The organism is Maribacter algae (assembly GCF_047345745.1).
GTDB lineage: Bacteria > Bacteroidota > Bacteroidia > Flavobacteriales > Flavobacteriaceae > Maribacter.
Genome location: NZ_JBLFES010000001.1, coordinates 327,551 through 348,218, shown reverse-complemented (window position 1 = coordinate 348,218; position 20,668 = coordinate 327,551). Strand labels below are relative to the sequence as shown.

Below are 20,668 nucleotides of genomic sequence, written 5' to 3'. Positions count from 1 at the left end.
AACAATTCAGAACACCCTCAAAACAGATGTTTAATAATTTATATTCGTATCTTACTAACGTACTTCCCCCATTGTTTTTAGTTTTTGTTAACCTTCGTGTTAAGAGAGGGACTAAGCATTTTAATCTTAAAATCTTGAATATGAAAAAAACACTAGCTATATCTAGTTTTATATTTGTTCTAATTATATATAGTTGCAAAACGATGCCATGCGATTGCAAAAATCAAAACACAAACATCCCTAGTACAAACGAGCTCGCAATTAGAGAAGTTTTTTTAAATGACAGAGGATATAATCTTTTCGACCAAGATTCTCTTGACCAAAAGATTTTGAAATATCTAACGCTTACTGGAGAAAATCGGGAAGAGGAGTGGAATGAGGATGACAGTGAAGAAGAAAAAGAAGCCCGAATGAGTGCTAAATTGGCATATATTTTTAGAAATCAATGCCAGAATAAGTTTGAGGATTGTTATGTTGACTTAATTAGTCTAAGACCAAGGCCAAAAAGTTGTAATTGCTTAATGCCCAAAAATGGGAAAATCGATATTCTATTAACTCACCCAGGTACATCTATCACGGTCAAACTAAAAGAAACCAATGAGGTTGTTTCCGCGGAAAAAGTGCTAACCGACAATATTCATGAAGCATATCGCATAACTTTTCCGAAAAAGGGTCTGTACGATTTTGATATAACGCTGCCTTCCCCCGATAATAGTGAGAACTTAACCTATAAATCAAATTTGAATGTCGACTGGTAAGTGTTGATTTGGAATATTCCATGGATTCTTAAAGTGCAAATTCAATACTGATTGACAAGAAGAAGACCAGATGAAAGAAATAATATTTGTGAATAGGTTCTTTCATTGCAAAAATACCATGGCTTTACAGACATGCAAGGTCTATAATGCTATATGTCTAATATTATTATTCTACGTTTATTCTACCCCTAGTTTTTCCCAAAGCATAAAATATGAGACAACTTATGAAGAGTTGATTCAAAAAGCCGAAGAAACACTTTTTTCAGATAAGTATAAGACCTACGAAATTTTGAATCAGGCTCTTACACTCGCACATAACGAATATAGTCTCGAAAAAAAACTTTACCTGTATGATTTTTTCGTGTATGCAAGCGGTTTTTATTATGATTTAGATGTGCATCGAAAATATTTAAATTTACTGAAGAATGCCTTAGCAAATGACATGGTCAAAATTCCAAACAAGAAATATTATTTGCAGACTTTGTTATTCGAGGAAGGTAACCACAATTATAAAATTGGCAACTATACAAGAGCCAAGGAAAAATTTCTTGAACTACAAAAAAACCTGACTAACAAATCGACAAAAAGTTGGGATTCAGAAGACATCGATACTTATGGCAGCACTTTGAATTATCTTGGTGCGATTAACAGAAAACAAGGAAAACTAAATCTTGCGAAAGAGTATTTTATTCAAGAACAAAAATTGTATTCAAATAATAAGAATAGCTTACCTTATTGGGAAAGTTCCTTTAACAATTCGAAAAAGTTATTGGCAGATATTTATTCAAAACAGGGAAGACTTGAACAAGCAGCTATATTATTAGAAGAAGTTATGCTTTACTATAGGAAGGCAGATAAAATTCATCACAACAATGCGCGAATTACCACGAGCTTTCGTCTAACCGAAAACTATTTGAGGCAAAACAAAATTGAAAAAGCCCTAGAAACACTTAAACAATCAGAAAACTACATACTTTTTAGCAGGCCTTTTAAGAATCGTCTAATGATTATTCGTGGTGATATTTTCAAAAAAATCAAAAAAGTTGCAAAAGCCAAAAAAGCATATGAATGTGCTCTTCGGGAAACTATTGCTTACAGAAAAGGAATAAAGCATCAAGACGTTTCCGCTATTTACACAAAACTTGGTGATTTGGAAAAGGATAGAGAACATCCTTTTATGGCCCTGAGTTATTATCAAGAATCATTGATTAGTGCTTCCAAAAATTTTGAGGAAAAAGAAATCTCAAGCAACCCTAAACCGGACGATGTTTTCTCGAAAACCCAACTACTCACTATATTAAAGAAAAAACTCGAAATACTGAACGAGCAACTTATTCAAAATAATGAAGCGCACATATTAGAGGCATCCACCAACACTTCAAAAGATTTGGTCGCTACATTAGATGCCCTGCGCCCGGAATTTGAAAATAAAGTGGACAAGCAATTTCTCATCGAACAGACTTATCCGGCCTTCCACGAAATGATAAAGACCGCTTATACTGGTTATGCAAAAACCAAAGATTTAAAATATTTAGACGACGCTTTTCTGTTTATGGAAAAGAGTAAGAGCACCTTCCTTTTAGAGGCTATTAGAAATTCAGAGGCCATCGCCTTTGCTAAGGTGCCAGATTCCATTTTGGAAAAAGAGTTGAAATACCGAGCCTATATTGTCAATGCAGAAAAAAAACTTTTGGATGCTGATAAAGAATCCAAGACCTTGCTTCAAGATTCTCTCTTTAGATTAAATACCAACTATTATGATTTCCTGAGCACTATTGAAAAGAAATACCCACAATATTATCAATTAAAATACGATACCAAAACTACAAGCTTAAAAGAATTACAGAAATTTATAAGTAATCATGAAACAGTTCTGGTATTTCATCAAACGGACAAAGAACTTTTTTCTCTTGCAATTACGTCCTCTACCGTCAAGTTTTTAAAGATTCCGTTTAAGAAGGAAATCAGGGACGATGTCACCAAATTCCATGAACTACTTTCAAAACTAACATTCAATAAAACTAAAGAAATTCAAAACCTCGGTAAATCCATTTATAACCAAATCTTGGCATCTTGTTTAGAAAACGATGCTAACGACCAATTAACTATTATAGCAGATGGTCTTCTGAATTATATCCCCTTCGATGCGCTTATAGATACCAGTACTGGAGATTATTTGATAAAAGACAAAAGTGTAAGTTATGCCAATTCGGCAACACTACTCACTTATATGGCAAAGAAAAAAGATATTGGGGAAAATAGCCTACTGGCCATTTCCCCTGCCTTTAATTCCGATTCAGGATACAATCCACTTCCTTTCTCTCAAAGGGAAACCAGTCTAATAAAGAGTTATTTCAAAGGGAAAATACTTTCCGGTAAAGACGCTTCCATAAAAAACTTCATTAACCTTAAAGATGGGTACTCCTTGCTCCACTTTGCAACCCATGCCTCCGCCAACGATAAAGAACCTGATTTTTCATATTTGGCATTTACTCCTGAAAACAACAAAGAAAATCGGCTCTTCGTAAAAGATCTTTATAACTATAGCCTTCACGCCGACATGGTTACTTTGAGCGCCTGTGAAAGCGGTATTGGCAAACTACAAAAAGGCGAAGGCATGCTAAGTCTAGCCCGTGGCTTTCAATATGCAGGTGTTCCCAGTTTGACGACCACCTTATGGAAAAACGATGATCAGGCAACAAGTGAGCTAATGGGACTATACTATAAATACCTAAAAAAAGGTCACACCAAATCAAAAGCCCTGCAACTAGCTAAACTTGAATATCTTAACAACACCGAAGAGCCAGAGTTGAAACACCCCTACTATTGGGCCGGTTTTGTTGTTTTAGGAGACAACTCTCCCATATCGAACAAACCTATTTCCCCTTGGCTACTTTTTGGACTTGGACTTATAGGAACTGGAATACTTGTATTCGGATACAAAAAAATCAAAGCACATCAAGCAGCTGCTTAGCTTCTTCGGCTTTGTATGCCTTGGTTTCCACAACCTTTTTGAGTGCCTGCTTTGCCTTTTCAGAATCTTCCAATTGTAGATAGGCCATGGCCAAATACCAGTATGATTTATCGACAAGTGAATCCTTGGTTTCCAAATGCTTTTCCAACAAAGGTATGGCCTCCTCAGCTCTATTCAATTCAATAAGGGCGTTGGCTTTATAGAAAAGGTAGTATGGCTCTTTTTGTGATGCATAGAGCTCTGTGAACAACGGTAAAGCCCCTTTGTAATTGCCTTTTCCATAGGCTAAAAATGCCTTGGTCTTTTTATTTACAGCTTCTTCTCCCCGGGTTATAGGATAGGTTACGTTACGATAGGGCTTAAAATTTTGGGTGAACAAATCTTTGGTGTCCGTTGCTTGGTTCGCGGTAAAGAAATAGGTCAGGCCGACTAGCAAAGCTACAGAAGCGGCCACCAACCATTTGGTAGGGAATGTTCTTACTTTTGATTTATCCGAATAAATTTCATCCGACCCTCCGGCTCTTGCTTCAGACTCGAAATCAGATAAAATTTCTCTAAAATTATCATCCTCTTCAGCAGTTAAGGCCCGTTTAACATCCATTTGAAATTCCACTTCTTCCTTAAATTCGGGGTCGCTTTGTAGGAGCGCATCAAATTCTTGCCTTTCCGATTCGGTTAGTTTGTCTTGCAGGTATTTTTCTAACAACGTCTCTCTTTCCATGGTATTATCCGTTACACAGTTGTCTGAGCGTTTTTAAGCATCGGGACTTTTGAGCTTTAACCGTGTTTTCGTTACAGTAGCCGCCTTGCTCGGTAATCTCTTTAATATTTAGTCCTCGATAATAGAACATAGTTAACACCTGACGGCACTTTTCGCCCAGTTCCTTTATGTATTTTCGCAACAGCGACTGTTTTTCGGTTAGTTGCGGTTCCGTTTCGATTTCAATTTCTGCAATCTCATCTTTAACAGCATGCAGTTGCGGCTCGTAAGGAACTTCTTGCTTCCTTTTATTTAATGCATCATAGATTTTAAACTTCCCTATACCAAAGAGATAGGTTTTCATAGTACTTTCCACACTATCTAATTTTCCTTGCATTGCTCGCTTACGAAGTGCCAAAAACGATTCTTGATATACATCAGCCAAGTCGTCTTGATTTAGATTATAGCTTTTACCGAAACCTAAAAACTCAGAACGGTAACTATTATACAACGCCTTAATTTTTAGCCTATCGTTCGATTGCAAGTCTTTGAGTTCTTGTTTATCCATATAAAAACTTTCAATAACCTACGACAACTAAGGGTTTGTTACACCTAAATATAAGGAAGTAGTTTAAATTAAGGAAAAAGGTCGACCTTGCTTCTTGGTTTCCGGCGGCCTTCGTGAAGTAAGTCCATTAAATTGGCCTTTTTGTTCATAAATTTCATTGGCCGCTTTTACTACTTCTTGAGTTGAAAAATTGGTCGAAGCTAATTGCCCCAAAAGATAAGCTTCAATGATGGCAATCTTTTCCTAGGCATTTACCACATTTTCAATTCTTTGTTGGATATCACACCCATCTCTTTTTCATTGATACTTAAAGACATGATTAGAGTTTATAACACTCAAAAGATAATTGAAACTGAGGACGTTTCCAAAAACAAAAATTCGACATCTCAGGGCATAAGAATAAAGCCATATAGAAACGCAATAGGGCAAAGCCGTGAAGATTGTCGTACCTAACGAAAACAAAAAAACCAACCTAAATAAATAGATTGGATTTGTTTTTTTGCTCCCCCTCTTGGGCTCGAACCAAGGACCCTCTGATTAACAGTCAGATGCTCTAACCAACTGAGCTAAGGAGGAATATGTTTCAAAGACCTACAAATATAAAAGACTACTATATCTTGCGGGCTTGCCTGCCGAGGCAAATTTCTTTTTGCGTAGGCGGGTGCAAATATAATCGTTTTTTAAAACTCGCCAAACAAAAAAAAGTGGTTTTTCTATTTAAAAAGCCATTTATAGACATCGTTTCCATTTGCGAACAACAATAGGGCTATTAACAAGAAAAATCCAATCATTTGGGCATACTCCAGAAACTTATCGCTCGGCTTTCTACCGGTGACAATTTCATATAGCAAAAACATCACATGACCACCATCTAAAGCTGGTATAGGAAGAATGTTCATAAAGGCCAGGATAATGGATATAAAAGCGGTAGCACTCCAGAATGCTGGCCAGTTCCAAGCATCAGGAAAAAGACCTCCAATGGCCGCAAAACCTCCGACTCCTTTATAAGCTCCCGTTGAAGGGTTAAATATCTTTTTCATCTGCTTCACATAGCCGGATAAAGTGCTTATTCCTTTATCTATTCCGGCGGGGATAGATTCCAAAAAGGAATATTTAACTTTCTGTATATCCAAAAGACCTAAATCTTTCATGGCATCAGTATCTATTAATCCTGGACGAAACCCTACCGTTGCCGTATCACTGATATGAACCGGTATCGATAATTTTTGTTTATCATTCCTTAAAACGGTCAACTCCACTTTTTGGGATTTAAATTCTTCCAAAAGAGGTTTTACTTCATCAAAATATTTTACTTCCCGACCTTCTATGGCGATTATTTTATCTTCCGCCATTAATCCTGAATCTTTATTTGCGGAGTCATCGGGAATTTCACCTACGAAAAAAGGTCTCCGAAGCGTAATAAATCTAATTTTATCTTCGTCCTCTAAAAGAGTGGCTATAAAATCCACAGGAATCTCCTTTTCGAAGGTTTGGCCATCTCTTTGGATGGTCATGGTGTTTCCATTGATGATCTCTATAGGTAGCGACCCAAATTTTTGAACTTTTTCACCGTCAATAGCAACGATCAAATCCCCGGTCTGCACTCCTAATTTATCCCCAATACTCTTTTCGGTGACCCAAAAACCATCTTTTAGACTATCTGCAGGAATGAATTCTTCCCCATAACTCCAAGCCATTCCAATATAAATAATGACAGCCAAGACAAAATTTACGGTAACCCCTCCCAACATAATAATCAAACGTTGCCACGCCGGTTTGCTGCGAAACTCCCAAGGTTTCGGTTCTTCTTTCATGGCCTCGGTATCCATACTTTCGTCTATCATACCCGCTATTTTCACATAACCGCCCAACGGCAACCATCCAATACCGTACACTGTCTCCCCTATTTTCTTTTTAAAAAGAGAAAATTTCACATCAAAAAAGAGATAGAATTTCTCAACACGGGTCTTAAACAGTTTTGCAGGTATAAAATGGCCTAGCTCATGCAAAACAATAAGTAACGAAAGGCTTAGAAAAAATTGTATGGTCTTTATTATAATGGGGCTCATCAGCGTCTTCTAGAATTAAAATCGGACAAAAGTACGTCTTTACAGGGTCTTAAAAAAAGAAAGTCGGTATGGGGTATCCATTTTAAGAATAATTTATCAGCATTTTTCCTAATCCTATTTGAAAGCTTCTTTTGGCTAACGTACCTTTACAAATAAAAAAGATGCGTTCTTTTTTTAGCAAATTCAAGTTTTTAGGTATTGTTCTATTGGGGCTTTCGGCCGTAATCATTTATCTGTTTTATAACGCTTTAAAACCTCAAAAAACACTTCCGGTATATTCCCCGGCCATGGTCAATGCAGAATTGGTTGCGGAAGAGATTCAGCATGTTAGAAAATACCATACCATTGCAGACTTTTCATTGACCAATCAGAATGGCAAAACGGTCACCCAAGCAGATTATAAGGATAAAATTTATATAGCCGATTTCTTCTTCACTACCTGTCCTACCATATGCCCTATCATGACCAAAAATATGGCGGAAATTCAAAAAGAAATTAAAGATGAGAAAGATGTGATGCTCTTATCACATTCGGTAACCCCTGTGATAGATTCCGTTGCACAGCTTAAAAAATATGCGCTCGAAAAAGGTGTGATCGACGAAAAATGGAATTTAGTAACGGGAGCTAAAAAGGATATTTACGAGCTGGCAAGAAAATCTTATTTGGCCGTTAAGACCGATGGTGACGGCGGACCTTTTGATATGATTCATACGGAGAATTTTATCTTGGTAGATAAAGAACGAAGAATACGCGGTTTTTACGACGGTACTAAAGAGGACGACATTCAAAAACTGTTGGAAGATCTCAAAATTTTAAAAGCTTCCTATTTGGAATAGAACTTTTCTAAACCACTCCCTATTTTTAGAATTTCAAATTTTTAAGTGCAGTAATTTTACGTTACTTTTGCCCTTACTTAAAATGAATCTAAATAAAAATTGGAGACTACCGTAGCAAATCTAAAAAGAGGGCAAAGGGGAATTATCAAGGAATTCTCGGAAGATTCACTGCCCATAAAGCTATTGGAGTTGGGCTGCCTTCCAGGCAATGAGGTTGAGCTGGTGCAAGTAGCCCCTTTACGTGACCCAATTTATATCAATGTCAACGGATCCCATATTGCCATAAGGCGTACCATGGCGCTACAGATCACGTTGGAACTGATCGATGAAGAAACTACTCCATGGGCAAACAAATAAATGTAGCCCTGATAGGCAATCCCAATACCGGAAAAACATCGGTCTTTAATGAATTGACGGGGCTCAATCAAAAAGTTGGGAATTATCCCGGCATTACCGTAGAAAAAAAGGAAGGTATCTGTAAGCTCCCAAGAGGCGTAAAAGCCCACATTTTAGATCTTCCGGGGACCTATAGCCTCAATACGACTTCACTGGATGAAAGTGTTGCGGTGGAACTTCTTCTAAACAAGAACGACAAGGACCACCCGGATGTGGCCCTCGTAGTTTCCGACGTAGAAAACTTGAAACGGAATCTGCTCCTTTTTACCCAGATAAAGGATTTAAAAATTCCGACGATTTTGGTCATTAACATGGCCGATCGTATGTCCCGAAAAGGAATCAGTATAGATTTGGCACTTCTCGAAGAGAAATTGGATACCAAGATAGCCTTGGTGAGTACCCGAAAAGGAATTGGGATAGACAGGTTAAAAGAACTTATAGGTGATTATAAAAGTCTCTCCAACGGTCCAAACGTTGACACCACCGTAATTGCCCCAGATTATTTCAACAGACTTAAATTTGCCTTTCCTAAAGAGGAGATCTATAAACTTTGGTTGGTCATCACGCAAGATGTCAACTTTATGCCCATAGAAAAAATTGCCATAAAAGATGCTTCATCCTTTGCCACCAAATCAAAATCGGAATTAAAGAGATTACAACAAAAAGAGACTATTTTAAGGTATCAGTTTATCAATGGCATCCTCAAAGAGACGTACAAGGTAGATGTAAATGCCGCCAAAGGTTTCCGTGCCACGCTGGATAAAATTTTAACCCATAAGGTCTTTGGATATCTTATTTTCTTTATCATTCTATTGACAATATTTCAGGCACTTTATAGCTGGACCGGTTATCCACAAGATATGATTGAAGAATTGTTTGCATCGGCAAGCGGATGGACAAAAGACGTTCTTCCACCCGGGGTATTTACCAATCTAATTGCAGAAGGCATTCTTCCCGGTATCGGTGGTATAGCAATGTTTATTCCCCAAATCGCTTTTTTATTTTTTTTCATTTCATTATTGGAAGAAACGGGCTATATGAGCCGAGTTGTTTTTCTGATGGATCGCATTATGCGCCCCTTCGGTCTTAGCGGAAAAAGTGTTGTTCCCCTTATTTCAGGAACTGCTTGTGCTATACCGGCCATTATGGCTACTAGAACTATAGAGAGCTGGAAAGAACGCTTGATCACTATTTTGGTAACACCGTTTACAACCTGTTCGGCGCGACTTCCTATTTACGTGATTATTATTGCCTTGGTCATTCCAGAAGGAAGATTTCTAGGGTTGAGCTACAAGGCCTTGACGCTAATGCTCTTATACCTGTTAGGGTTTGGAGCGGCAATTCTTTCCGCCATGGTTTTGAATAAAATCCTGAAAATCAAAAGCCGATCTTTTTTTGTTGTAGAAATGCCCAACTACAAGCTTCCTTTATTGAAAAATGTAGGCTATACCGTATTGGAAAAGACAAAAAGTTTTGTCCTTGGGGCAGGTAAGATTATTTTGGCCATTTCCATCATCCTCTGGTTTTTGGGTTCCAACGGTTTTTCGGACGATTTTAAAAATGCGGAAGCCATCATAACGAAACGTATTCAAAAAGAAGGTTTCAGTACCTACAGTCAAACCTATATTCAAAATAAGCTACAAGAATACAGGAACAGTAAAAAGGTAAGTGTTTTGGAACAATCCAACGCTATGAGCATTGGTACACTAAAAGATTCAATGGCCCTACAGTCCAAAATTTTGGAAGAACGCGCATTGAACCAAGAGATAGCCAGTTACAAATTGGAACATTCCTATATGGGGTATGCCGGCAAGGCTATTGAACCCATCGTGAGACCTTTGGGGTACGACTGGAAAATAGGTATTGCAGTATTGACATCTTTTGCCGCAAGAGAAGTATTTGTAGGGACTTTGGCCACAATTTACAGTGTGGGCAACGATGAGGAGGAAACCATTAAATACAGAATGGCGGCAGAAATCAATGAAGTTACCAAAGAACCATTGTTCAATTTGGCATCGGGAATTTCCTTATTGTTGTTTTATGCCTTTGCCATGCAATGTATGAGTACGTTGGCCATTGTAAAAAGAGAGACCAATTCTTGGAAATGGCCTACCGGTCAATTGGTTTTTATGAGCCTTTTTGCCTATATTGTTGCGTTAATCGCTTATCAAATTCTAAAATAACATGGATATACTTCAGCACATTTTGGTCTACATTACATTAGCCATTGCCGTGGGTTATATCCTATGGAAATTTATCCTCCCAAAATCGCTTTTATCCTCTAAAAAAAGAAACTCCAAAGCCTGCGGGCAAGAGGATTGTGGGTGTCATTGAGTTTTTAATTCGCATTGCCTAAAAATATTCTTGTACAAAAGCAACCCAATTAAGATTTTGAGCGTCTTATAGAAAAACAGGCAGGCTTCTTTCGTTAAAAAAAGAATAAATACATCCTAACAAAATCCAAAAGAGCACAGCAAAATCAATAGCGATGCTTTAGTTTGTACTAGCAATCATTTTATGAAGACCAACATTTTTCTCTTTTTTACGATTACTCTTTTTTTGACCTCACAGATCAGCGCGCAAAGGCTAACATCCAAAATTTTGGACAGCGTTACCCAAAAGCCTATTCCTTATGTAACGGTGCTGCTCAATAAAAAAGGGGTTATCACGAATGAAGAAGGACAATTTACTTTTCTGTTGGATGAAAAAATCAAGGAGACCGATTCGCTTTTTATTTCCTGCATCGGTTATGAATCCATCGGAAAACCATTAAACGAATTTATCGAGAATGCCATTTTTCTTGCTCCTAAAGCCATAGAACTGCGAGAGGTCATCGTATCCAACAAAAATTATACTCCCAGAGAAATTATCGAGCTGGTTCAGGACAGCCTGAAAAAAAATTACCGGTACGGTTTTACGAAAAAAAGACTGTTCCTAAGGGAAACTTATAGTAATGTCATTGAAAAAACAAACTACCGTATCAAAGAGTCGACCATAGATGCCTTTAACAAACCCTTCTTGGACAGTGTGCTCAACAGTGTTCCAAAGAGAGATACGTATTACACAGAAATGCTGGGCGACCTATATGGTAACGAAGATGATGATGAACAAAAATTGAGTTTGATAAAAGCTTCCGAACTTTATGACAAGAGCAAACGTTTGGACCTGGACAACATAGAAGAGCGTTTTAATGAGATTATTCAAAAAAATGTAAAGAGCGATTCTTATTTTAAAGTGAAATCAGGACTATTTGGCACTAAAGTGGATGCCGATGATCTGTTCGAAGCCGATGTAGATTCTACCGATGTCTCCGCATTGAACGAACAACTGGAAAAAAAGAAGAAAGACAAAGAGGAACAAAGAAAGTTTTTTGCCAATTACAAACGTAGGACCTTGGGCAATCTCTATTCCAATCTTCCCATTTTTGAAGATACGGATTACAATGTCCTTTTTAGACCGGGGCGCTATACCCTAACTTTAGAAGAGTTTACCTATATAGGGGATAAGGCTTTGTATGTCATTAATTTTGAACCAAAAGGGAGCCAAGAGTTCAGAGGCAAGCTATATATCAATGCGGAAGATTTTGCTTTGATAAAAATGGAGTTTGAAAATGTAAAATCCTTACGGAACTTTAAACTTTTGGGAATTTCACTAAATGAGTATTTGGCCAAGGGAACCGTGCTTTTTGGGAAGGATGATGACGGTCTGTACAGTCTAAGGTACTATGACATTACCAAAGGAAATAGGGTAGGTTTTAAGAGACCGATCAAGATCATTGAAAAGAATAAAAATGTTAAGGGGCGAAGAAAACAGAACGAGTTGCACCTAAAAATCGATGCTGCCTTTGGTAGCCGTAACAAGTATGAGGTCGTGGTTTTTGATGTGGACCCTATTAATGAACCTCAATTTGAAGCGTTCAAAGAAAACAACACGGTGCTGCCTCAATTTATGCCCAATTATGACCCTGAGTTCTGGAAGGGATATACCATAATGGAGCCCAATACCGCCATCCGCGAATTTAAATCCGAGGTACAGATAGCCGAATAGTTTAATGAAATTCGACATTGTTTTCACTTCCAAAATAATTTGTAACTTTCTTATATTCTGATAATTAACACCTTCACTTTTCTGTTAAATTCGGTTTATCCCAATTAATCTCCAAAAGACATGTTTATTATTGAACAGCCATAATGATTCATCTTGGATTTTTTGATTATTCTAAAAAAATTAAATTAGAAGGACTACTACGTATTTCTTATTTCTAATTTTTTTTAAATCCCTTCCTGTAACCTTTTGTAAATTCCTGACTATATAATAGTGAACACCAACTAAAAGACATTTTTTTGGAAGCATTGAGCAACGAAGAACTGATGGAACAAGTCGCGCAGGGCGACCTGGATTTATTGAAGGTGCTTTTTGAAAGACATCATGTTCATGTTTTTAATTTTCTGCACAAAATGTGCGGGGATAAAATGCTCAGTGAGGATTTAACACAAGAAGTATTTTACAAAGTGATGAAATACAGAAGCTCATATAAAAACGGAAACTTTGTCTCTTGGATGTTCACTATCGCAAGAAACAGCTTGCATACTCATTTTCGGAGAAACAAGGAAAACCATGACAATATTGACGATAGCTCCTTTAAACTGATATCGGAAAATGAAGAAAAAGAAGAAGAGTATTCGCATTTGCAAAAAGCTTTGGCAAAACTGAGCGCCGCGGATAGGGAATTACTGATCTTGAATCGGTTTCAAGAAATAAAATACAATGAATTGGCAGAAATTATTGGAAGTACGCCCGGAGCGGTAAAGACAAAAGTGAACAGGGCACTCCAAAAATTGAAGGCCATTTATTTTCAAAATATATGATACAGAAAAACGAACATATCACAGCATTGCTGCCGCAGTATATTGATGGAATACTACCAGCGAAACAACAAAAATTGGTGGAAGCGCACTTGAAAAATTGCAATACGTGCAAAGAAGAGTTAATACAATACCAAACCTTATTCAAAGCGTTTGAGGATGAACTCCTAAACACACCTTCCAATAAGCTCAAAAGCAATTTTTTGAAGCAATTGGAGGCCGAGAAGCAGCAGCAAGATGGCGTCGTGAAAATGAACCCATCTTCGGAAAGCTCTTTTAAGTTACAAGTCTTTCTCAAAATAGCGGCAGGCATCGCATTGTTAATCGGTTCTTTTTTAATGGGCAAATTTCATCAGTCTGAAAGACTGAACAGGGATATCGCTGCTTTGAAGGTTGAAACCAGAGCCATAAAACAAACGGCGATGCTCTCGCTTATGGAAAATAAATCGGCAAGCAAACGCATCCAAGGTGTAAATTTTGTGGAAGCATTTTCCAATCCTGACGAGGAGATTGTAACCGCTTTGACGAACCGACTATTAGAAGACGAAAATACCAACGTGCGTTTGACCGCAGTAGAAGCACTTGCCCATTTTTCAGAGTCAGAACAGGTAAAAACAGCTTTTATAAAGGCATTGGGAACTGAAAAAAACCCTAGTGTACAAATAGCACTTATCCAAAACTTGGTTCAACTTCAAGAAGGGAAAGCCGCTACACCCATGAAAAGATTGTTGGAGAAAGAGGACACGCAGCCCTTTGTACGAGCTGAAATCAATAGAGTATTGCCACAAATTATATAATAACCTATGTTAAACACAGACAAAACATCAAAAAACGAACATCATGAAACAGTTTAAAAAAATCACATTTATCCTAATGGCTTGTCTATTATCTTATGGACTACAAGCACAAGCTAACTTCAGCAAATCTTTGGACGGCATAGAATGGGTCAAAATCTCATCAAAATCGGAAATCGTACTAAAAACCCATGACAAAAATGAGCTGCTGATCAAAGTTGGTAATCAAAAACCGGCACCGGCAAGAGCAAAAGGCCTAAAACTTCTTGGTGTAGGCGGCGAAGACAATACCAATGTGGGCTTTAATGTCGTAGAATCCGGCAATAACCTCATTGTAGAAAATGTACGCAAATCTGGTGCAGCGGAAATATTTCTTCCAGCCTCACAAAACATATCGGTAACCAATACTTGGGACGGCGATATTTTTATCGAAGGTTTTACGGGTGAAGTGGAAGCCAATGCCAACTTGAACGGCGGACTTCAATTGAAAGACTTATCCGGCCCTATTACTGCATATTCCCTGAATGAGGGCATACAGGTGATATTTGACAAAATCAACCAAGATTCGCCTATTGATATTAGGACCACCAACGGTGAGATAGACGTTACCCTACCAGGGAGCACGCCCGCCAATCTAGAGTTAAGCTCATGGAACGGTGACATTTATAGCAACTTCGATTTAAAACGTCCGGAGAAAAAAGGGTTAAAATCCTATAGCAGTAGTAAGACCAAAGGCGATATCAATGGCGGTGGGGTCAGCATCAAACTAAAATCTACCAACGGCAACATCTACCTTAGGAAGAAGTAAAACACATCAATCAAATCATAAAAAATGAACAGTCATGAAAAACAACACACTTAGTCTTTTGATCGGTCTTATCTGCCTTTTCGGAAATGCACAAAGGGTCATTGAAAAAAACATAGATTATGATGGCCAGCATATAGAAATGGACGTAAAGTTCGCAAATGAAATCGATGTAAAAACATGGGGTAAATCTACCGTTTACTTTAAGGCAAGTATAAGTGCAAAGGAAGAAAAATATCTAAACCTCTATTCGGTAGAAACGAACGATACCAACAATAACATTACCATAGCATCCAACGCCAAGCCTCTTTACAAGGCACAACGGGAAGATTGCTTACAAATAAATAACGGTGATAAGCGCAAATGCTATAATAATGGGGATTTGTTCGAATTCAACTATACGCTCTATGTACCCAAAAATGCCAAGTTCAAAATCAGTAGTATCAATGGTGATTTAAAATCCGAAGTGATAGAAGGAACTTTTACGGCCGATTTGATCAATGGTGATATTGATATTAAAGAGTACGCCGGGATATTGGACCTGAACACGATAAATGGAGAAATTGACCTGAAAATGGTCAATGCCAATTTAGTGGCCGAAACCATTCATGGGGATATTTACGCGGACGAAAAACTGAAATTTGATTCGACCGACCGTCATGTGGGGCAGAAAATCATGGGTACAGTAGCGGAAGGCAAGCATACCCTACGCTTGAATACTATAAACGGCAATATGTATTTGAGGCGATAGGTTTGCTATATGAAGTTCCTGATAAAAGAGTAAAGCAACAAACTCCAGCCAACCACTAGAAACAGTCCTCCAAGGGGAGTAATTGGACCTAGAAACTTTAATTTCCTCCCTTTTGAAGCACTCAGGCATAGTCCGTAAATACTGAACGAAAAAAGAAAGACACCAAGAAGAAAACAGTATACCATGTACTTTTCCAGTGTCGTATCCAGATTAAGGTTGAAGCCCAACATCAACAATACGATGGCGTGATACATTTGATATTTGACCCCGGTCTCAAAACTTTTGAGCTGCTCTTCCGTAAAGCGCTTTTTTAAAGCGTGTGCGCCAAAAGCTCCGAAGACGACCGCCAACAGGCCATATAACGCTCCAACAAATTGTGCCACTAAAACCATATGAAAAATTTATAGGCTAAGATAAGATATAAACAGAGGGGCTAAAAAACGTTTTTGGCCCCTCTGTTTTATATTTTGTACCCTAATTTAATTTTCGTCATAGAAAAACTGCTCTTTCACGATTTTTCCTTCCTTGACCTCATAAACAGCGATTTCCGACATGGTAGACCGATGTCCTGATGGTTTATGGGTAGTATCCATTTCAAATTTTACCGAAAACCAATTATCCGCTACAATAGGCTCGGAAACTTCTGTGTTATGCACTTCAAAATTTTCTTGCCACCACTCCCCTTTTTTCTGGATTCCGTCAAATCCTTTGACCAAAGCACCTTCTGCGGTACCATCATTTTCTATACTTACAATGTGAGGGCTATAGAGCTCTTGGTAAGGCTTTTCAAATTCCCCTTGTTTACACCAGCTGACCAATTTTGTTGCAATTTCATTCGTGTTCATGATAGATGATTTATTGATTAGAAATCTCAAGATACTAATAATTGCCTATACTTTAAAACAAAGAATTATTACGAAATGGTACTACATTAAACTACAAAGAAATCTCAATTTCACTATTGCTTTCTAAGCTAAAAGCACAATCCTTAAAATCTGGCGGACCAAACATTTTCATCTTCCCTTTTGAAAAGGCTATGGGTTCTTTTGGAATACCCAACATATTGGTATCCAGTTCATTATTTCCGTTTTCATCATGAAAAATAGCTACCGCATAAGTGCCCTTGGGCAAATCTTTTATAGCAATCTGGGTTGTTCCCTCGATAGCCTTAGAACCACTTGTTTTATAAACTTTATCGAACTTTAAAAAAGAATCTTCACTCGTATATACCGCTGCAAGTATATTTCCCTCAGCGGACTTCACTCCATCAATCTTAAGGTTCAACGTATACTGTGCGGAGGACCATTGAAATAGTAAACTAAAAACGAATACCAATAAAATTTTTGTTGCTTTCATTCTCTTGTTTCGCTTTTCATACCAAAATCCAGACCAAACTTTTCCATTGAAAACAATATTTAGTTTGATGCAACATTTAATGCCCGTTTTTCTTCCAAGTGATTAAATAAATCGATTGTTTTAACAGAATCCTTTACGTTCAAATAAAGCTTCACGGAATCCTGATAGACCAGTTTTATTTTTTGCTGTGAAATATTATCTACAAAAACACGCACTTTTTTATCCGTCAATGAGTCTTTGAATTCCCGGAATATCCCTTTCTCTTTTTCCAAGGCGGAAAAACCATTCAAACGTTCCATAGGGGGAATTCGTTCTACAAAAACGACACTGTCCAACGCTTCATATTGAATGTCAACATGATAAAATCCAGAGATTATCTGAATGCTTTTCGGTTTCAGTTTTATCCAATTCTTATAATGCATGACCAAAGCGGACAAGCAAACGATTACCGTAATCACCAGTAACAAATTCCAAAACCAATGTCGCTTCTTAACGGCCATACTATTCTTTGATCCTATACTTGTCCAACCACGCCAAGGTATGTGCAATTTTTGTAATGAGATTACTGGGCCTGTTGGCAATGCCATGACTTGCGCCTGGAATCTCTACCAACACCGTTTCTACCTTTCGCAATTTTAAAGCATGGTATAATTGTTTCGCCTCGCTCGGCGGTGTTCTCAAATCGTTCATTCCTACCATAACCATGGTAGGGGTCTCAATATTACCAACGATAGAAAGCGGAGAAAATTTCCAATATCCTTCAAAATTTTCCCATGGCTGTCCAGGATATCTAGAGTTGGCATAGCCAAAATAATTATCCGCTACTAAGGTCTTACTGATCCAATTCATGACAGGTTTAGCCACCACGGCAGCCTCAAACCGATTGTTCTTACCGATCATCCAAGCGGACATAATACCACCCGCACTCCCTCCGGTCACAAACAGTTGGTCTTCATGCGCGATTCCTTTTTCGATACAAAAATCCAAGCCATCCATCACATCATTATAGTCCTCTCCCGGGTAATTGTTATAGAGCAAATTTCCAAATTCTTCACCATAACTGGTGCTCCCTCTCGGATTGGGATAAAAAACTACATATCCCGCTGCAGCGTATAACTGCATTTCAGCTGAAAAACGGTCTCCATAATTGAGAATTGGTCCGCCGTGGTTTTCCACCAAAAAAGGATATTTTTTAGTTTCGTCATAATCCGGTGGGTAAACCACCCATCCTTGAATATCACGCTGGTCCACCGAGGATTTATACCAAACGGCTTCAACCTTTCCCAAATTTTTATAGTCCAAAAGCGCTGTGTTCAAAGCCGTTATCTTTACCGGATTTTTTGTTTTGGAAGGTACCACAGCCAGCTCGGCGGGATAAGATGGTGTACTTTGCGTAAAAACGATTTCTCCATTTTTGGAAACACTGAAAGAACCACTCCCGTAAGGTCTACCAATAGAGGTCCCCCCACGATTGTCCGCTAATTTTTTCACTTTCCCATCCAGAGAAATATGCGCAATTTTTCCATTTCCTTCATCATCATACGCGAAGTAGAGTCCTTGACTTTTAGCGTCCCAAACAACATTGGATACCCCACGGTCCAAATTCCCTGAAATTACCCTTTGGTTGGTTCCATCCCTATTCATGATATGGAGTTTCCTCACCTGATAGGCCTGTACTTTGTCATCAAATCCTATATAAGCAATATGTTTTCCATCGGGAGAAACGGTGGGATTACTATCCGGGCCCTTTCTATCCGTTAGGGCTTTTATAGTTCCGTTAGTTATACTGACGGAATACACTTCACTATTCCTGAAATCATATTCCCAATCTGCATTTCTATTGGCGGAAAAAAATATGTGTTGCCCATCTTTACTCCAAGACAACTGGCCTCTATGATGATAATCCCCAGAAGTAACTTGCCTGGGCGCCCCTCCATTTGCAGGGATTACGAAAATATGGTTAAATCCCGGTTTTATGTAACCGCTACCATCCGCTTCGTGATAGAGCCTATCCGTAATTCTTGGTTGATCCGCCCATTCGGCACCTTTGGGTTTTGCCGGCATATTTGCCAATACAGGTGCTTTCTTTGGCACGTTCATAGAAAAGGCCAATTGTTTTCCATCGGGTGACCATGTCAATGAACTAGGGCCAAAAGGAAGTTGCGAAATTTTAGCGATCCTGCTCGTGGCTATCCAGTATATATAAATTTCTGAACCTTCTTCCGTACTACTGGTAAAGGCAATACGGTCTCCGGAAGGCGACCACTTGGGACTGGATTCGCCCACTTCCCTAGAGGTGAGTTTTTGATGTTGGGAACCATCGGTCCGTAACATCCATAGATTTCCGGAAGCCCTGTCTTTCATGATGTCAAAACCCATTCTTCTGTATACTACCCAATCTCCATTTGGGGAAATTTGCGGGTCCGATGCGTATTGCAGATCAAATACGTCCAAATAAGAGAAATTGGTTTTTTGGGCCGATGAAAATTGTATGGAAAGTGCAAATATTACCAAGAAAATAAGCCTGTACATAGTATTGAATTTATTTTTTTAAAGATAGCGGATAGCATCAATATTGCAAAACCCATATACCCTTATGACATTTAGGATATTCTATGCTAAAAGTCAAAGGATTTGTATAGTGTAGTTCATCGAAAAAATAAAAAATTTAGGTTTCTGCTCAGGAGTTAGGGGCTTACAGTTGTTATAGTTCTAGAATAACAACAAGTTTTAAATTGTATCGTAGAAAAAAGATAAAACTCAATACATGAATACAAAAGCAATTTTAGCCATATGTTTAGGTGCCGCCCTACTATTTTTTAGTTGTGTCGAAGATGTTAAGACAGGAAATGAATACTCAGGTCGATTGATCCTTAAGTTAACTGATGCTCCGTTTCCCTATGATTTGGTTTCAGAAGCCAATGTCACCTTATTTAAGGTAGAAGCAAGAAAAGTTGACGATGAAGCGGTGGAAGAAAATGATATGGCGGATAATGAAACGTTGCCGTTCATTACCTTAATGGAACAAGAAATATCCGTAAACCTATTGAACTTGACAAATGGGGTTACACAAATCTTGGCAGATGTAGAAATTCCCCAGGGCACTTATGATTTAATCCGAGTTTATGTAAAAGGAGTAAACGTGGTATTGACAGATGGAAGAACATTTGACCTTAAAGTGCCCAGTGGAGAACAAACTGGAATAAAAGTTTTTCTGAAACCAGGAATTACTGTAGTTGGTGGTCTTTCTACTGACCTTTTATTGGATTTTGACGTGAGCCGTTCTTTTGTAGCCAAAGGCAATCTGAAAAAAGTGGACGGTATACGTGGGTTTAATTTTAAACCTGTCATAAAGGCAAGTAACCTTTCTACATCCGGTAGTTTATTAGGTAACGTTATCACAATTGAGGACGAGATAGAAAAGGCCCTCGAAGGCGTACAGATTTCTGTACTGGCGGCAGACACCGTAAACACATCCAGTTTTACGGATGCGGATGGTAATTATATGATTATGGGGCTTGAAACAGGAAGCTATAAAGCTATAGCAGAATTTGAAGGCTATACCAGCAGCGATACATTGGATATACAGATTACCGCAGCCAATAAGACTATACAGGATTTTATATTGGAAAAAGAAGTTGTTGAAGAAACTGGTAGCGATTAGTTTCACGGTCAGTAGATTGGGAATCAAAGCGGGATAATATCCCGCTTTTTTTATACCAATATTTTAAATCGATTAAAAAATCAAACCAATTATTCCTGAATAAGGGGCGGAACAACGATTGAAAAATTGAGA

General features: G+C 38.2%; 20 protein-coding genes and 1 tRNA gene. 12 read left to right on the top strand and 9 right to left on the bottom strand.

Going from position 1 to position 20,668, the window contains the following annotated elements:
• Nucleotides 1–140 precede the first annotated feature (140 nt).
• Together ACKWBX_RS01620 and ACKWBX_RS01615 are read left to right on the top strand one after the other, a co-directional pair.
• Nucleotides 141–758: a hypothetical protein gene (locus ACKWBX_RS01620; RefSeq protein WP_413966894.1), complete on the top strand. Its 618-nt coding sequence runs from the start codon at nucleotides 141–143 to the stop codon at nucleotides 756–758.
• A 70-nt stretch (nucleotides 759–828) separates the two neighbouring features.
• Nucleotides 829–3,732 carry a CHAT domain-containing protein gene (locus ACKWBX_RS01615; protein WP_413966893.1) on the top strand — a complete coding sequence of 968 codons (2,904 nt, stop codon included), beginning with the start codon at nucleotides 829–831 and terminating at the stop codon, nucleotides 3,730–3,732.
• Here ACKWBX_RS01615 and ACKWBX_RS01610 read toward each other — a convergent pair.
• The 4 genes from ACKWBX_RS01610 to rseP form a co-directional block, all read right to left on the bottom strand.
• Nucleotides 3,707–4,453, bottom strand: coding sequence for a tetratricopeptide repeat protein (locus tag ACKWBX_RS01610; protein ID WP_413966892.1), 747 nt, complete (start codon nucleotides 4,451–4,453; stop codon nucleotides 3,707–3,709). The genes ACKWBX_RS01615 and ACKWBX_RS01610 overlap by 26 nt on opposite strands.
• Before the next feature lie 4 nt (nucleotides 4,454–4,457).
• The gene (locus ACKWBX_RS01605; protein WP_413966891.1) at nucleotides 4,458–5,000 is read right to left on the bottom strand and encodes an RNA polymerase sigma factor; all 543 of its coding nucleotides are present in this window, start codon (nucleotides 4,998–5,000) and stop codon (nucleotides 4,458–4,460) included.
• Between the two features lie 502 nt (nucleotides 5,001–5,502).
• A tRNA-Asn gene (locus ACKWBX_RS01600) sits at nucleotides 5,503–5,576 on the bottom strand.
• Nucleotides 5,577–5,713: 137 nt separating this feature from the next.
• Complete coding sequence (rseP, locus tag ACKWBX_RS01595; RefSeq protein ID WP_413966890.1) at nucleotides 5,714–7,069, bottom strand: RIP metalloprotease RseP; 1,356 nt, start codon at nucleotides 7,067–7,069, stop codon at nucleotides 5,714–5,716.
• 161 nt (nucleotides 7,070–7,230) lie between these two features.
• Between rseP and ACKWBX_RS01590 the strand changes: the two genes are divergently transcribed.
• The 9 genes from ACKWBX_RS01590 (at nucleotide 7,231) to ACKWBX_RS01550 (ending at nucleotide 15,516) form a co-directional block, all read left to right on the top strand.
• The gene (locus ACKWBX_RS01590; protein ID WP_413966889.1) at nucleotides 7,231–7,905 is read left to right on the top strand and encodes an SCO family protein; all 675 of its coding nucleotides are present in this window, start codon (nucleotides 7,231–7,233) and stop codon (nucleotides 7,903–7,905) included.
• A 99-nt stretch (nucleotides 7,906–8,004) separates the two neighbouring features.
• On the top strand, nucleotides 8,005–8,262 hold the full coding sequence (locus ACKWBX_RS01585; RefSeq protein ID WP_413966888.1) for a FeoA family protein: 258 nt from the start codon (nucleotides 8,005–8,007) through the stop codon (nucleotides 8,260–8,262).
• The gene (feoB, locus tag ACKWBX_RS01580; RefSeq protein ID WP_413966887.1) at nucleotides 8,247–10,484 is read left to right on the top strand and encodes a ferrous iron transport protein B; all 2,238 of its coding nucleotides are present in this window, start codon (nucleotides 8,247–8,249) and stop codon (nucleotides 10,482–10,484) included. Before ACKWBX_RS01585 ends, feoB begins: the two co-directional genes overlap by 16 nt.
• A 1-nt stretch (nucleotide 10,485) precedes the next feature.
• Nucleotides 10,486–10,635, top strand: a complete 150-nt coding sequence (locus ACKWBX_RS01575) for a hypothetical protein (RefSeq protein ID WP_413966886.1) — start codon at nucleotides 10,486–10,488, stop codon at nucleotides 10,633–10,635.
• 183 nt (nucleotides 10,636–10,818) lie between these two features.
• The gene (locus tag ACKWBX_RS01570; protein ID WP_413966885.1) at nucleotides 10,819–12,348 is read left to right on the top strand and encodes a carboxypeptidase-like regulatory domain-containing protein; all 1,530 of its coding nucleotides are present in this window, start codon (nucleotides 10,819–10,821) and stop codon (nucleotides 12,346–12,348) included.
• Nucleotides 12,349–12,644: 296 nt separating this feature from the next.
• Nucleotides 12,645–13,169 (top strand): RNA polymerase sigma factor, encoded by a 525-nt coding sequence (locus tag ACKWBX_RS01565; protein ID WP_413966884.1) that lies wholly within the window; start codon nucleotides 12,645–12,647, stop codon nucleotides 13,167–13,169.
• Nucleotides 13,166–13,963: a HEAT repeat domain-containing protein gene (locus tag ACKWBX_RS01560; protein ID WP_413966883.1), complete on the top strand. Its 798-nt coding sequence runs from the start codon at nucleotides 13,166–13,168 to the stop codon at nucleotides 13,961–13,963. Before ACKWBX_RS01565 ends, ACKWBX_RS01560 begins: the two co-directional genes overlap by 4 nt.
• Nucleotides 13,964–14,006: 43 nt before the next feature.
• The gene (locus tag ACKWBX_RS01555; protein ID WP_413966882.1) at nucleotides 14,007–14,768 is read left to right on the top strand and encodes a DUF4097 family beta strand repeat-containing protein; all 762 of its coding nucleotides are present in this window, start codon (nucleotides 14,007–14,009) and stop codon (nucleotides 14,766–14,768) included.
• Nucleotides 14,769–14,802: 34 nt separating this feature from the next.
• Nucleotides 14,803–15,516, top strand: a complete 714-nt coding sequence (locus ACKWBX_RS01550; RefSeq protein ID WP_413966881.1) for a DUF4097 family beta strand repeat-containing protein — start codon at nucleotides 14,803–14,805, stop codon at nucleotides 15,514–15,516.
• A gap of 5 nt (nucleotides 15,517–15,521) precedes the next feature.
• On the opposite strand, the gene ACKWBX_RS01545 is transcribed toward ACKWBX_RS01550, so the two are convergent.
• From ACKWBX_RS01545 to ACKWBX_RS01525, 5 genes are all read right to left on the bottom strand, one after another.
• Nucleotides 15,522–15,908: a DUF423 domain-containing protein gene (locus ACKWBX_RS01545; RefSeq protein ID WP_413966880.1), complete on the bottom strand. Its 387-nt coding sequence runs from the start codon at nucleotides 15,906–15,908 to the stop codon at nucleotides 15,522–15,524.
• An 87-nt stretch (nucleotides 15,909–15,995) separates the two neighbouring features.
• Nucleotides 15,996–16,361, bottom strand: a complete 366-nt coding sequence (locus ACKWBX_RS01540; protein WP_413966879.1) for a SnoaL-like domain-containing protein — start codon at nucleotides 16,359–16,361, stop codon at nucleotides 15,996–15,998.
• Nucleotides 16,362–16,452: 91 nt separating this feature from the next.
• Complete coding sequence (locus tag ACKWBX_RS01535) at nucleotides 16,453–16,872, bottom strand: DUF2141 domain-containing protein (protein WP_413966878.1); 420 nt, start codon at nucleotides 16,870–16,872, stop codon at nucleotides 16,453–16,455.
• Between the two features lie 59 nt (nucleotides 16,873–16,931).
• Nucleotides 16,932–17,372, bottom strand: a complete 441-nt coding sequence (locus ACKWBX_RS01530) for a hypothetical protein (protein WP_413966877.1) — start codon at nucleotides 17,370–17,372, stop codon at nucleotides 16,932–16,934.
• A gap of 1 nt (nucleotide 17,373) precedes the next feature.
• On the bottom strand, nucleotides 17,374–19,404 hold the full coding sequence (locus ACKWBX_RS01525) for a S9 family peptidase (protein ID WP_413966876.1): 2,031 nt from the start codon (nucleotides 19,402–19,404) through the stop codon (nucleotides 17,374–17,376).
• A 235-nt stretch (nucleotides 19,405–19,639) separates the two neighbouring features.
• Here ACKWBX_RS01525 and ACKWBX_RS01520 point away from each other — a divergent pair, with 235 nt between their 5' ends.
• Entirely contained in the window at nucleotides 19,640–20,536 is an 897-nt protein-coding gene (locus ACKWBX_RS01520) for a DUF4382 domain-containing protein (protein ID WP_413966875.1), read from the top strand.
• The last annotated feature ends 132 nt before the right edge of the window (nucleotides 20,537–20,668 follow it).